Raw genomic sequence first — 13837 nt, forward strand, 5'->3', positions numbered from 1 at the left:
GTCCCTAGAGGGTTGAACGAACGTGACGGGGGCGTATTTTCCCGCGATGCCAAGCTGCGTGCGCCGGATTTCCATATGAAGGGCTTCGCGCCGATCCTGCGATCACCGGCCTTTCCCGGCACACCACCCGCCATTGCGGCGGTGAGCGTGGCGAAGGTGGCACGCCCGCCCCGCGCCGGCCTGTCCCCCCCGGAGGTGGAACGCGCGCGCCGTATTGCGGCGGAGATCGTCGCCGCCCGGATCGGCGGCACCTTCTGGGCATCGGGCGGGGCCAATCCCTGGAACCGGATCGCCGGGCCGGGCCCGATCGCGGCGCACGGCGACGAAGAGATCGGGCTGCTCGGCTGGATGGTCGGGGCCGAGATCGACTGGCAGGGCCCGGGCCGTTTCGCCGATATCGCCCGCGACGGCGCCCCCGATCCGCTGGAACGCGCCGTCACGGCATGGCTGATCGAGGCCGTGGATTATCGCGACCCCTATTCGGGGCGCCCCGTCTCGATCGAGGCGGCGATCGAGCAGCTCGCCTTCTGGGCGCGTGCCATCGACCGCAATCGCGGGATCGCCGTCGCCGCCGGCATCGCCGGCTGGAAGCGCCGCGAGGTCGAGGCGATGCTGTGGCCCGGCGAACCGCTGATCTTCGCGCGCGGCACCGAAGAGGCGGTGCGCAGCGCCCGCGCCGTTGGCGGCGCGATCACGGTCTGGCCGTCCAAGGCCCCGCGCGGGCTGGAGGAGGCCGCCGCCGCCCAGGGCATCACCGTCCATCCGGTCGAGGACGGTTTCCTCCGCTCGGCCGGCCTCGGCAGCGACTGCCACCCGCCCAATTCGATCATCGTCGACCGCAGCGGCATCTATCTGGACCCCACCCGTCCGTCCGACCTCGAGACGCTCATCGCGACGCTCCCCGACAATCCGGTGCTGGTCGCCCGCGCCGAACGGCTGATGCGCGACCTGATCGACAAGGGGATCAGCAAATATGCGAGCGGGGGCGCCCGCTATGAACGGCCGGTCAGCGGCCGCCGCATCGTGCTGGTCGCGGGGCAGGTGGAGGATGACCTGTCGGTGCGGCTGGGCGCCGCCGGGGTGGACGGCAATCTCGACCTGATCCGCCGCGCCCGCGCCGCCGAGCCCGACGCCTATCTGCTGTTCAAGCCCCATCCCGACGTCGATGCCGGCCACCGGCGCGGGGGCATTCCCGACGCCCAGGCGCTGGAGCATGTCGACACGGTGGTGCGCGACGTGCCGATGGCATCGCTGCTCGACAGCGTCGATGCGGTGCATGTGCTGACATCCCTGACGGGATTCGAGGCACTTATCCGCGGCTGCGACGTTGTGACCCATGGTCAGCCCTTCTATGCAGGTTGGGGATTGACGCGGGACCTGGCACCGCCCATTGAGCGACGCAGGGGCCACAATATAACGAAGGCGCAGCTTGTGGCGGCAACCCTGATCCTATATCCGCGCTACCTGGATCCGGTCACCAAATTGCCTTGTCCTCCCGAAATACTGGTCGAGCGACTGGCGGCACAGCCGGTTCCGCAGGAGACGCTGCTCACCCGGCTGCGGCGCCTCCAGGGCCGCCTGCGGCGGGGATTTGCGGGCGCGGGAGGCCGGGCGTGAAGCTGCACGACATCGCCAAGCAGCGCTTCCTGCTGCTTCAGGGCCCTCCCGGACCCTTCTTCGACCGGCTCGGCGCCGGGCTGCGCGGCCTGGGCCATGCCGTCCACCGCATCAACCTCAACGCCGGCGACGTCGCCTCCTGGACCGGCCCGTCGATCGACTATCGCGGCACCAGCGAGCGGTGGCCGAGCTTCGTCGATGACTATCTGGTCCAGCATTCGATCACCGACGTCATCCTGTTCGGCGACTGCCGCCCGCTCCACAACGCCGCCCGCGGCATGGCGCGGCTGCGCGGCGTGCGCGTCCATGTCTTCGAGGAGGGCTATATCCGGCCCGACTGGGCGACGCTCGAACTGGACGGCGTCAACGGCCACAGCCTGCTGCCGCGCGATCCCAAATGGTATCTCGACGCGGCGCGCACCCTGCCGCCGCTGGCCAAGCGGCCGACCGTGCCGTCGCGTTTCCGGCGCCGCGCGCAGGAGGCGACCAGCTATTATGCGCGCACCTCGCTCGGCAAATGGCGCTTCCCGCACTACAAGTCGCATCGCGACCGTTCGGCAGCGGCCGAGGCGCTTGGCTGGCTGAAGCAGTTCGCGCTGCGCAAGCTGCACGAGGGCCAGGCCGAGACCGCGTTGGCCGCCCTGGAGGGCAAGCGCTATTTCGCGCTGCCGCTCCAGCTTTCGTCGGACCACCAGATCCGCGTCCATTCGCTGTTCGGAACGATGCAGGCGGGCGCCTCCTACGTCATCGAGAGCTTCGCCCGCTCGGCGCCCGACGACACCTATCTGCTCGTCAAGGAGCATCCGCTCGACAGCAGCCTGTTCAGCTGGCGCCGCTTCATCCGGCGCGAGGCGCGGCGGCTGAACATCGAGGACCGGGTGCTCTTCGCCAAGGGCGGCAATATCGACGACATCGTCGAGAATTCGCTGGGCGTGGTGACCGTCAACAGCACCACCGGCACCCTGGCGCTGGCCAATGGCATACCGGTGATCGCGCTGGGCCAGGCGGTGTACAACATCCCCGGCATCACCTTCGAAGGCCCGCTCGACGCCTTCTGGAGCGACCCCACCCCGCCCGATCCCCGCATCTGGGACGCCTTTTCGCGCGTCCTGCAGGCGCGCTGCCTGGTCTATGGCGGCTTCGCCAGCGACGAGGGCATCGAGATGCTGGTCGAGGGCTCGATCGCCCGGCTGGTCGAGGCGTCGAAGATCATCGACATCACCAAGCATCTGCGCACCGGCACGGCCCAGGCGGCGGAGTAAGGAAATCCACGTCGCTCCGGCGGAGGCCGGAGCCGCCAGCGGTCCCTGCCCAACGCTCCTCAAATCCGTGGCGGCCCGGGCCTCCGCCGGGACGACGCACGTCTTCACCCCTTCCGGAAGATATATTCCTCGTCATACCAGCTGCCGACCTTGAAGCGGTAGTCGCCGACCTTGGCGAATCCGTTCCGGGCATAGACCACCTGAGCCTTGTCGTTACCCGACCAGACGCCGAGCCACACCGGAAAGGCCGGGCGGGTCGCGGCGAGATGATCGAGCGCGGCATCCAGCAGCGCCCTGCCGAGCTTCAGCCCCTGCGCCTCGCGCAGCACATAGAGCTGATAGAGTTCGCCATGGTCGGGGCTCGCCTCGACATGGGGCAGCTTGCACGGCCCGACCTGCGCATAGCCGATCAGCCGACCGTCCAGTTCCGCCACCCAGCTCTGCCTGGCAGGATCGGCCAGTTCGGCGGCGACGGCCTCCGGCGCATAGGAGGCCGCCTCGAACAGGGCGAGGTCGGCCGGCGGATAGGGGATGCCGAACCCCTCCTCCAGGAAGGTCTGCCGAAAGGTGACGAGCTTGAGATCGGCGAGCGCCGCCGCGTCGTCGGGCCGGGCGGGACGGATGGTAGCGGTCATGGGGCGAGTATAGCTCCAATCCCCAACTGGTCACCCTCGGAGCGATGTCAGCAGATCGGCCTCGGCCAGAGCGCGCTTGAGGCTCATGTCTCCGACGTGCGCATAAATCGCAGTAGTCGATATGTTTTCGTGCCCGAGCAGCCGTTGTAGAAACCGAAGATCGACGCCATCCTCCAGGAGGAGTGTGGCGCAGCTGTGCCGGAGCATGTGTGGCGTCACCCGACGCTGAACCCCGGCCGATTGCGCGAAGCTCCGCAAATGCCTTCGCACCATCTGGCAGGACCATTCGCCATTGCGGGGTGCAAAAAGAACATCGTTACTGCGTTCAGCCAGGCGGGCGACAAGCCGCTTCAGCTTCTGATCGACGATGAACACACGGCGCTCTCGGCTGCCTTTGCCTCGGACGCGAAGGGCGCCTTCGGCGCAGTCATAGTCTGCGGCCCGCAAACCGACCAGTTCGCTTACCCGCAGGCCTACCGAGATCAAGACCAGGATGGCCGCAGGAAACGACTTGGCGGAAAGGGAACGGGCGGGATCGTCGCAAAGCCCCCACGCCGCGTCCACGAGCAGTTTCGCATCCGCCCGACCCAATCCTCTAGGTAAGGACCGCGGGCGGGGGAGCTGCATCGCCAACTCACCGAAAGGCGAGCGCCTGATCGCGCCTGACCGCACCAGATCCTTGTAGAACCCCCTCAGGCACGCCATTCGCCGCCGCACCGTGCGGGGAGCGGCCTCCTTCTCGTCCGTGAGGTACCGGGCATAGGCGAGTATGCTCTCGCCGCGTCGGGGGCACAGATTACGCTGCTCGAGAAAGCTGGAATAGCTGCGCAGATCACCCTCATACGCCCTCGCCGTGTGGACCGAAGCGTTGCGGGTCACCTTCAGACGGCTCACATAGGCTGCCGCCATCGCCGATGTAACGATCAAGTTTTCCTCCAATCCGGACAAGAAGCCGCACGATCTGCCGGCGGCTCGCACCTATAAGCGGAGCATGGCCGGCGTCGCACCTTTCGGGCGGATCGAAATTCGATTATCTCCTGTGCCGACTTATGATGGATAACTCGGGATTATCGTGGAAGAGGCAAATCGGGTACGGCAATCCGCCACCAAGCATTATGCCTCGGGAGCCCCGATCTGGGTCGAGGATGATCGATGGAATCTACATAAGCGGGAGAATATCAGCCGCTTCTGCATGCAATGGGTGCAGATTCCGACAGCAGGCATGCATGTGCTGAATGCAGGTTCGGGGTCGCATTTCTATGATTGGCTACCCGAACAGACGATCAATATGGATCGGTTTTGGCTGCAGGCGGGGAAACTTCCCCGTGCCGTCGCTGCTGATATCGAAAGCCTGCCATTTAGATCGGCCAGCTTCGATGTGGTCATCTGCGTCGGCAGCGTCCTGAACTATGCTTCTGCCATGGAAGCGATCGCCGAGCTCTCGAGAGTGCTGAAGCCCGGTGGCTTGCTCATCCTGCATTACGAAACGAGCGATAGCGCTGAGCATGTCGGCACATCTCGGTGGAAGCGGCCCGCCGCTCCGCTTGGGACCGTGAACAACGGAAAAAGCGATATGATCTGGATCTATTCTCGGTCCTTTATCCGACGAATATTGAAGCAGTTCCACATCACTATCGATCAGGAGCAGGGCTTCCACATAGCTTCAGCTGCATTGCTTCGGCTCGGCATGTCCCAGGATCGGGCTGCGCGAGCCGCGTCCGCAGATAACTACCTTCGCTTCGCGAGCAGCCTGGCCGACGACATCATCCTAGCTGGTCGAAAATCCTGAGAAATTGTCGGCGGACTGTCCGGTTGGACAGAACGGCAACGAAGATCACGGCCGCCAGCGAGAGCACCACAATGCCGGTCTGCACGCTTGGGGCTACGGCCAATGGGATACTGACCAGAGCGGACGTCATCAGCACCACAGCCAAACCTGCGCGATGACGTTCGGTCGCTGGTTCGAGTCTGACATCGGCGTCTTTCATTCCGTTCAGCGTGATGGGATCGTTCGCGTGCGCGCGCTGATGCAGGCGTTCCCGTTCCTCCGTCAGAACGCGGGCATACTCGACCTTTCGTCCATCCGACAGAAACGGGCCATACCAGCGCAGGTAGTGGTTGAAATAGATGAGATCCACGATCTTCATGAACTCACCTGCATCGATTTGCTCTCGATCAGGGCTAGGCGCTATCATCAGAAGCGCGCGACATGACGAGACGGATTTCACGCAACTTGGATCGGGAGCCATATAATCGATCCTCGCCCGCTTGAACCCTTGGAAGCGAAGCAGCCGGACCAACATGTGAGGCCCCATCGCGTGGGCGGACGATGCATAGTCGACGAGCACTTCCGAAACGAAGTAATTCGCAATGATGCGCTTTTCTTCGAGATACTCAGCGATCAGGTCCGCGAATGCGAAATAGGCTCCATAGCCACGCCGGTTAGGCGCAATGACGATAAAGTCGAATATTCCTATTTTTTCATCAGGATAATACATCAGAACGGCAAAGCCGCAGGCGTCTCCTTTGAAGGATAAGCCGAAATATATTATCCGCCGGCCCTGAAGCGGGCTGCCAAGGTAGTAGATAAGCTCCTTCGTATCGGTCCGGTGCTTTGGGGAAAAATATTGAACATATATCCCGAGGTAAGCCTCGAGCCTTCTGAGGGGCGAGGCGCTCTGATCGAACACCTCCAGTTCAAAGGAGCTTTGTACCCGCCGACCCATAATCCCGAGTTATCATTCACGGCGTGTACAAGAGGCCGACACCTGAAGGGCTGACGCCAAAAGAAAGGGCGCGGGGATTGCTCCCCGCGCCCTGATCCCTGGTCGTCCAAGCCAGCTTAGCTGTTCTGGCGCGCCTTGAGGGCCTCGCCCAGGATGTCGCCGAGCGACGCACCCGAGTCCGACGAACCGTACTGCGCGACGGCCTGCTTCTCCTCGGCGATCTGCATCGCCTTGACCGAGAAGGTCGGCTTCTTGGAACGGTCGAAACCGGTCACCATCGCGTCGAACTTCTGGCCGACCTGGAAACGCTCCGGACGCTGCTCGTCGCGGTCGCGGCCGAGATCGCTGCGCTTGATGAAGCCGGCGGCGCCATCGTCGCCCGCCTGCACCTCGAGGCCGCCATCGGTGATGGCGAGGACGGTGACGGTGACGACCGCGCTCTTGTTGAGCTTCGAGCCGTCCGAGGTCGCTGCGGCGACGCCGCCACGCTCGAGCTGCTTGATGCCGAGCGAGATGCGCTCCTTCTCCGAGTCGATGTCGAGGACGATCGCCTTGACGGTCTCACCCTTGTGGTGGAGCGCCAGCGCTTCCTCACCCGACACGCCCCAGGCGATGTCGGACATGTGGACCATGCCGTCGACATCGTTGTCGAGGCCGACGAACAGGCCGAACTCGGTCGCGTTCTTGACCTCGCCCTCGACCACCGAGCCGACCGGGTGCGCTTCGGCGAAGGCCTCCCACGGATTGGTGATCGCCTGCTTGAGGCCCAGCGAGATGCGGCGCTTGTCGGCATCGACCTCGAGGATGACGACTTCGACTTCCTGGCTGGTCGAGACGATCTTGCCCGGATGGACGTTCTTCTTGGTCCAGCTCATCTCGGAGACGTGGACCAGGCCCTCGATCCCCGCTTCCAGCTCCACGAAGGCGCCATATTCGGTGATGTTGGTGACGCGGCCGGTGAACTTGCCACCGATCGGGTACTTGGCGGCCGCACCCTCCCACGGATCGCTCTCGAGCTGCTTCATGCCGAGCGAGATGCGCTGGGTGTCCTTGTTGATGCGGATGATCTGCACCTTCACGACATCGCCGATGTTAATCATCTCGTTCGGATGGCCGACGCGCTTGTAGCTCAGATCGGTGACGTGCAGCAGGCCGTCGATGCCGCCGAGATCGACGAAGGCGCCGTAATCGGTGATGTTCTTGACGACACCCTCGATCACCTGGCCCTCGGCGAGCGACTGGATCAGGCCCGAACGCTGCTCGGCGCGGGTCTCTTCGAGGACGGCGCGGCGCGACACGACGATGTTGCCGCGGCGGCGATCCATCTTGAGGATCTGGAAGGGCTGCGGGATGTCCATCAGCGGGGTGACGTCGCGGACCGGGCGGATGTCGACCTGCGAGCCGGGCAGGAAGGCCACGGCGCCGTTGAGGTCGACGGTGAAGCCGCCCTTGACGCGGCCGAAGATGACGCCCTCGACGCGGGTGGACTGGCCGAACTCGGCCTCCAGCTTGTCCCAGGCGGCTTCGCGGCGGGCGCGGTCGCGGCTGAGCATCGCTTCGCCATGGACGTTCTCGACGCGGTCGACATAGACTTCGACCTCGTCACCGATCTTGAGATCGGCCTTCTGGCCGGGCGCAGGCGCGAATTCGCGCAGCGCCACGCGGCCTTCGGACTTCAGGCCGACGTCGATGACGGCCATGTCGTTCTCGATGGCGGTGACGGTGCCCTTGACGACGCGGCCTTCGAAGCCTTCATTCTCGCCGCCGAGGGTCTGATTCAGGAGAGCCGCGAAATCGTCGCGGGTCGGGTTTGCCGAAGTGGCCATAGGTTGGAGTTTCCTGTCTTATCTGTTTCCGGCCATCCGGTTGTCTCCGGAGGTCTTGGGGCCAGAACCGCCACAGGAACCTCATGCCCCTGCGGCATCCGTGAGACGGCCGTTCCCGCGAAAGCCCCGAAAACGCAAAGGGCGTGGCAAAGGATCGGCGTATCCACCGACCCCCTGTCACGCCTGCTGGCGATCGCTTTTTGTTGCCGCGAACTCCGAGCCGGCAGATTTTCATCTGCCTCGAAATCGCTAAGCTTTAGCGGTCAGCCTTCCGGGCTTCCACGAGCGCAATCGCCCGCTGGACGGCCGCGTCTATACTCAGATCGCTGGTATCGAGCAAGTCGGCATCCTCGGCCTGCCGCAACGGCGCGGCGGATCGAGCGGTATCGCGTTCGTCGCGGGCCAGGATGTCGGCCATCACCGCATCGAACGGCACGCCCCCGCCCATCGATTCGAGTTCGCGGAAGCGGCGCTGTGCGCGGATGCCGCTGCTGGCGGTGACGAACAGCTTGGCTTCGGCCTGGGGGGCGATGACGGTGCCGATGTCGCGCCCGTCGAGCACCGCGCCGCCCGGCTGCCCGGCGAAGGCGCGCTGCCGCTCCAGCAGCGCCTCGCGCACCTGGGGATGGGCAGAGACGAGCGAGGCGGCCCTGCCGGCCGATTCGGTCTTGAGCACGGCATCGGCCAGCAGCGCCGGATCGAATGCGCAGCCGTGGAGCGCGTCCTCGGCATCGCCCGGATCGCCGCCCGCCCGCATCACCGAGACGCCGACCGCGCGATAGAGCAGACCGGTGTCGAGATGCGGCAGGCCATAATGGCGGGCAAGCGCCTTGGCGATCGTGCCCTTGCCAGACGCGGCAGGCCCATCGACCGCAATGATCATGCCGCCTCGGCGCCGAGGCCGGTCATCAGTGCGGTGAAGCCCGGGAAGCTGGTGGCGACTGGGCTCATGTCGTCGATCACCACCGGCGCCTTCGCGACCAGCCCGGCCACCGCGAAGCTCATCGCGATGCGATGATCGAGCCGTGCCGCGATCGTGGCGCCACCGGCCAGCGGATCACCGCCCGTGCCGTCGATGATCAGGCCGTCCTCCAGTTCCTCGACCCGCGCGCCGATCGCGCGCAGCCCCTCGGCCATCACCGCGATCCGGTCCGACTCCTTGACCCGCAGCTCCTCCAGGCCGCGCGCGACGGTGCGGCCCTCGGCCAGCGCGGCGGCGACGAACAGCACCGGATATTCATCGACCATCGAGGCGACGGTCTCGACCGGCGTCTCGATCCCCTTGAGCAGCGAGTGGCGCACGACGATGTCGGCGACGGGCTCCCCGCCCACCTCGCGCCTGTTCGTGAATTCGATGTCGCCGCCCATCATCCGCAACACATCGAACAGGGCGGCACGGGTGGGGTTGAGCCCGACATTGGTGACGGTGACCTCCGACCCCGGCACCAGCAGCGCCGCGACCACCGGGAAGGCCGCCGAGGAGGGATCGCCGGGAACGACGATATGCTGCGGCCGCAGTTCGGCCTCGCCGCGAATCGAAATGATGCGGGCGCCGTCCCCAGCCTGCTCGACCGACAGATCGGCGCCGAAGCCCCGGAGCATCCGCTCGCTATGGTCGCGGGTGGCGATCGGCTCGATCACGCGGGTGATGCCCGGCGTGTTGAGCCCGGCCAGCAGCACCGCCGACTTGACCTGCGCGGAGGCGACCGGAAGCCGATATTCGATTGGCACGGCCGGCGAGAGGCCGCGCAGCATCAGCGGCAGGCGGCCGCCGGGGCTGGGCGTCACCTCCGCCCCCATCAGCGACAGCGGCTCGATCACCCGGTTCATCGGCCGCTTCGACAGCGACGCATCGCCGATGAAGGTGGCAGTGATCGCATGGGAGGCGATCAGGCCCATCAGCAGCCGGGTCGAGGTGCCCGAATTGCCCATGTCGAGCGCCACCTCCGGCTGGAGCAGCCCGCCGACGCCGACGCCATGGATGCGCCAGACATCGTCGGCGCCGCGCTCGATCGTCGCTCCCATCGCCCTCATCGCCGCCGCCGTGGCGAGCACATCCTCACCCTCGAGCAGTCCCTCCACCCGGCTTTCGCCCACCGCCAGCGCCGACAGCATCAGCGAACGGTGCGAGATCGACTTGTCGCCGGGCACGGCGATGGTGCCCCGGAGCGGGCCGGGCGCGGAGAAGGAAGCGGGGCGGGGCGTGGGGCCGTGCATAGGCCGCGGCTTTTGACAGCGGCCTCCCGCTATGGCAAGGCGCGCGGCGTTTCGGCGTTCCATTGACGTGGGCCGCTGCGAGATATTTTCAATTTCGACTGGAGTTTGCTGACCGTGGTGAAACCGGAATGGGGCACCAAGCGGGCCTGCCCGAAGTGCGGCACCCGCTTTTATGATCTGGAAAAGGACGATCCCGTCACCTGCATCGAATGCGGTGCGGCGTGGGAACCCGATCCCATCCTGAAGTCGAAGCAGCCGCTGCCGTTCGACGCGCCCAAGAAGGAAGTGCCCGAGAAGACCGTCGACAGCGACCTGTCCGACGACGATCTGGACATTGACGAGGACGCCGAGGAGAATCCGGACGACGACGTCGATCTGGGCGGCGACGACGATATCGGCCTGAACACCGCCGACGACGACGACGAGAATTGAGGTGGAACGCCGGGCGGCCCGTGAGACGGGCTTCCCGGCACCGCTTCACACAAAAAGCCGCGCCCGGCGAAAAACCCCTCTTGCGAGGGCGTTCAAGCTGACCTAAAGGGCGCGCTCCGCTGCCGGTCCCACCCGGCAAGCGCTGCAAAATGGCACGGGGCCGTAGCTCAGCTGGGAGAGCGCTGCAATGGCATTGCAGAGGTCAGGGGTTCGATCCCCCTCGGCTCCACCATTTTCCTTTTCCCCTTATGACATCGATGTTCGGGGCAGACCGGTAGAGCCGCTTCCCGTCCGTTGAATGGCCGGCATGACGCCTTCGCATCTCGAAAGCCGCCAACCGACGCTCCTGCCAAACGCCCGCTCCTTCCCCGCAGGGCCTGCTTCCCGCATCCGCAGGGCCGCACCAGATGCGAGTGATTCTTAATTTCGCCAGGTGCATGGGGTTGAATGTTCGTTTTTTTTATTTTTCTTTCGTCCGGGCGCTGCGATCCGCTCGACTGCCATGTCGAAGCCGGCCGGAATGTGACTCTCGAAGCCGAGGGTTTTCTTATCCACAGATGAGAATGAGCCGTCACGACACGGACGCGTCCGCGCGTACATGCCGTCCATTCCATCAAGGCGCCTCCTACTTGTCAAGAACAAATAGGGAACATTCGTAAAAGAGGGTTCAGAGTTGCGCGCGTCGACAATTGGTGAATTGTCACCGCAATTCCGCAATTCTAGCCCTCTCTTGAAGCTTTTGTCATCGCGACGAGGAGATTTTTTGCGCGTTCACTCAGTGGACCGTGATGGCACAGTGAGCTAGCCCTCTGAACCGCATCGTCATAGTCAAGAAACGGGCTGACATCATTTCGCTTGAGGACGCTCGTTCTTCCCTCGTCGCTGCTGTCTCTCGTGGTAGTTAGTCGCTCTAGGACATTAACGAAGCCCTCGTCGGACGCGCTAGCCTTGGCTGTAATTTGCCTGGGCCCATCTTCGTCACCCGCCTGTCGCCAAGCGAACAGGAGGCTAAGTGGGTCTATGGAGCTGAATAAAGTGTCTGCGGAAAGTTGACGATAACGGCGGAGCATAACGTCGATCACCCTGTCGAGCTCCGGACCAGCGAATATCCGCTCCTCCTCCTGACGGGGACGATCGCCGTATCGTCCATGAGCGAATATCTCGTGCCGAAGAATTTTGGTCAGCCATCCGATCGCGTCACCATGCTCAAACATATAGTTTATAATTTCGGCTCGCTGTTCAGCGTCCAACCGACGGAGCAATATAGAAACGAGGGCCTCCGCTCGATCCCATAGCGAGTTAAACCAATAAAGATCGAAGGGGCTTTGCCGATAGGCATCGTCCATAAACCGAGAAAATGCGATAAGAAGCTGGCTGCATTGGCGAGCCGTTAGGGCTTCGTATGCCCCCATCTTCAGTCGCTCTAGGAGCATGTCAGCTTTCGTGAGCGATCCGCCAGCTGCCTGATTATGCAACTGCAAAAGCAATGTGCCGGTATCGTCCGGATTCTGGGTTGTAGCTTCCCAGACCCTAGAAAAGTCGTCTTGCGTGAGGGCATGGGACGGCCCCGCCAGAGCGAAATAAAGGCGGTAGTGATCGGGGCTAGCAAGGCGCCGCTTCGCGATCAGGCGATGCCGCTTGTCCTCGCTAACTCGCTCAAAGATTTTGAATTTACGTCCTCCTTGATCGTAATCCATGCCAACCGAAGGCAGTTGCTCAACCACAAAATGGCGGAATATGAGGTCGTCGAAATGTGTCGGATCGACGGTGGCCAAGAGGGATGCGAGAAGACGCTCTTTCTCAGAATCATCAACTCGCGCAATCCCTAAAGACACGGAGGCAGCCGTTGCGCTGTAATCCTCTATCCATCGATATAGCGCGGGATTTCCATCCTTGATGAGTTGAAGCCAAACCAGATCGGCAACGTCCGCTCCAGCTTCACGAAGGGGAGGCCAAAAGAAGCGTACCGCATCCAGAGCACGAACGACGGATCGCGGCGTTTTGAGTTGCCGACCGCCTTCGTAATCCACGACCTGCTTAAGTCTCGTCAGTTCATCCTCGTCCTTCGTGGTGACGAACATATGGAGTTCGTCCGAAAACCACTGCCGAAGTTGGAATGGTTCCGGCTTTGGAACCATGACGGTAAGTTGGACAATCTTTTCAAGGTAGCCGCGACCGCTTTAACACGAGTAGCCTTTTTGATGCTGTGCGACAAAATGTCGATATCGTAGCAGAGCAGATAAATAACGTTCGGAAGATCAACTACCGAACGGACAAGCCGCAAAATTTCGATCACCTCTGATGGTTCGAGACGATCGACATCATCGATGGTAATCACGAACCGCTGACCGAGATCGCGCAGGGCAACGATAAGCTTGTCTTTGAGTTCGACAAGGGAAGGAGCTTCGCCTTTCTTGGCAGCCTCACCGGCAGCTTTGGCTCCCTTTCCAATCCATTTCAGCCAGCCAAAACCCGGCGCTTCGCCGGCAAGTTCGATTAGCTCGCCAGCTTGACCGAGGCGGGTCAGAAAGTTCTGAAGCGCCTCCTTGGCGGCCTTCGCTTTTGTAACAGAATCTCGCGTGGCGTCACCGTCACCAAGGGCGACTTGATCAAGCTGGCGAGAGAGTTCGTCGAACACGCTTGTAATCAGGGCGTCCCGGTTACCGATAAGCCAAGGTTGAAACCGGATTAGATTGGGGCGGCTTTCTGAGGGCAGCTTTTCTAGTTCATCGCCGATGAGAAACAGAAGGCTGGACTTGCCTGAGCCCCATGCCCCCTCGATGCCTATGACAAAACCATCTTCCGTCGCTCGGTCGGCAACTGATGTTGCGATCCGGGCCGCGACATCGCGAAAGCCAAGTTTATCGTCGCCGCCATGGGCAAGCGCCCGGTCCCCCTTCACGGAATGGTTCTGCTCGGCTGACATGACAGAAAGTGTATTCGATACGGCACCGTTCTCAAAAGGGGGTTTTGATCGCCTTCGTCTAATCCGTTTCGGATTAAACATGGATAACCGGCAGGATAGAGCGCAATCTTTTGGCCTTCGGCCGCCCCAAAGTTACGCTTTCACAGACAAACCACCCTGTATCTGAGAAACATGCGCCAATACGTCTCATATCTCC

General features: G+C 63.2%; 12 protein-coding genes and 1 tRNA gene. 5 read left to right on the forward strand and 8 right to left on the reverse strand.

Going from position 1 to position 13837, the window contains the following annotated elements:
* The first annotated feature begins 12 nt into the window (after positions 1 to 12).
* Complete coding sequence (locus CMV14_RS00100) at positions 13 to 1617, forward strand: capsular polysaccharide export protein, LipB/KpsS family (RefSeq protein WP_238147139.1); 1605 nt, start codon at positions 13 to 15, stop codon at positions 1615 to 1617.
* On the forward strand, positions 1614 to 2879 hold the full coding sequence (locus tag CMV14_RS00105; protein WP_066968346.1) for a capsule polysaccharide biogenesis protein: 1266 nt from the start codon (positions 1614 to 1616) through the stop codon (positions 2877 to 2879). The genes CMV14_RS00100 and CMV14_RS00105 overlap by 4 nt, the downstream gene beginning before the upstream one ends.
* Positions 2880 to 2983: 104 nt before the next feature.
* On the opposite strand, the gene CMV14_RS00110 is transcribed toward CMV14_RS00105, so the two are convergent.
* Together CMV14_RS00110 and CMV14_RS00115 are read right to left on the reverse strand one after the other, a co-directional pair.
* A complete protein-coding gene (locus CMV14_RS00110) occupies positions 2984 to 3514 on the reverse strand; it encodes a GNAT family N-acetyltransferase (protein ID WP_066968348.1) in 531 nt (176 codons plus the stop codon).
* A gap of 30 nt (positions 3515 to 3544) precedes the next feature.
* On the reverse strand, positions 3545 to 4441 hold the full coding sequence (locus CMV14_RS00115) for a tyrosine-type recombinase/integrase (RefSeq protein ID WP_139114774.1): 897 nt from the start codon (positions 4439 to 4441) through the stop codon (positions 3545 to 3547).
* A gap of 145 nt (positions 4442 to 4586) precedes the next feature.
* Between CMV14_RS00115 and CMV14_RS00120 the strand changes: the two genes are divergently transcribed.
* A complete protein-coding gene (locus CMV14_RS00120; protein ID WP_139114843.1) occupies positions 4587 to 5303 on the forward strand; it encodes a class I SAM-dependent methyltransferase in 717 nt (238 codons plus the stop codon).
* On the opposite strand, the gene CMV14_RS00125 is transcribed toward CMV14_RS00120, so the two are convergent.
* The 4 genes from CMV14_RS00125 to aroA all read right to left on the reverse strand — a co-directional run bounded on the left by CMV14_RS00125 (position 5278) and on the right by aroA (position 10283).
* A complete protein-coding gene (locus CMV14_RS00125; protein WP_139114844.1) occupies positions 5278 to 6204 on the reverse strand; it encodes a hypothetical protein in 927 nt (308 codons plus the stop codon). The two genes, CMV14_RS00120 and CMV14_RS00125, sit on opposite strands and share 26 nt — an antisense overlap.
* Before the next feature lie 152 nt (positions 6205 to 6356).
* Positions 6357 to 8066, reverse strand: coding sequence for a 30S ribosomal protein S1 (gene rpsA / locus CMV14_RS00130; RefSeq protein WP_066964790.1), 1710 nt, complete (start codon positions 8064 to 8066; stop codon positions 6357 to 6359).
* A gap of 256 nt (positions 8067 to 8322) precedes the next feature.
* Positions 8323 to 8949 (reverse strand): (d)CMP kinase, encoded by a 627-nt coding sequence (locus CMV14_RS00135; protein WP_066964782.1) that lies wholly within the window; start codon positions 8947 to 8949, stop codon positions 8323 to 8325.
* Positions 8946 to 10283 carry a 3-phosphoshikimate 1-carboxyvinyltransferase gene (gene aroA / locus CMV14_RS00140; protein WP_066964777.1) on the reverse strand — a complete coding sequence of 446 codons (1338 nt, stop codon included), beginning with the start codon at positions 10281 to 10283 and terminating at the stop codon, positions 8946 to 8948. Before aroA ends, CMV14_RS00135 begins: the two co-directional genes overlap by 4 nt.
* A gap of 114 nt (positions 10284 to 10397) precedes the next feature.
* On the opposite strand from aroA, the gene CMV14_RS00145 reads away from it, so the two are divergent.
* Positions 10398 to 10715 (forward strand): TIGR02300 family protein, encoded by a 318-nt coding sequence (locus CMV14_RS00145; protein WP_066964815.1) that lies wholly within the window; start codon positions 10398 to 10400, stop codon positions 10713 to 10715.
* Between the two features lie 156 nt (positions 10716 to 10871).
* A tRNA-Ala gene (locus tag CMV14_RS00150) sits at positions 10872 to 10947 on the forward strand.
* Positions 10948 to 11434: 487 nt separating this feature from the next.
* Here the strand turns inward: CMV14_RS00150 and CMV14_RS00155 are convergent.
* Together CMV14_RS00155 and CMV14_RS00160 are read right to left on the reverse strand one after the other, a co-directional pair.
* Positions 11435 to 12796 (reverse strand): hypothetical protein, encoded by a 1362-nt coding sequence (locus CMV14_RS00155; RefSeq protein ID WP_066964775.1) that lies wholly within the window; start codon positions 12794 to 12796, stop codon positions 11435 to 11437.
* A complete protein-coding gene (locus tag CMV14_RS00160) occupies positions 12763 to 13641 on the reverse strand; it encodes a KAP family P-loop NTPase fold protein (protein WP_066964773.1) in 879 nt (292 codons plus the stop codon). The genes CMV14_RS00155 and CMV14_RS00160 overlap by 34 nt, the downstream gene beginning before the upstream one ends.
* Between the last annotated feature and the right edge of the window lie 196 nt (positions 13642 to 13837).

This window comes from Rhizorhabdus dicambivorans (assembly GCF_002355275.1).
Taxonomy (GTDB): Bacteria; Pseudomonadota; Alphaproteobacteria; order Sphingomonadales; family Sphingomonadaceae; genus Rhizorhabdus; species Rhizorhabdus dicambivorans.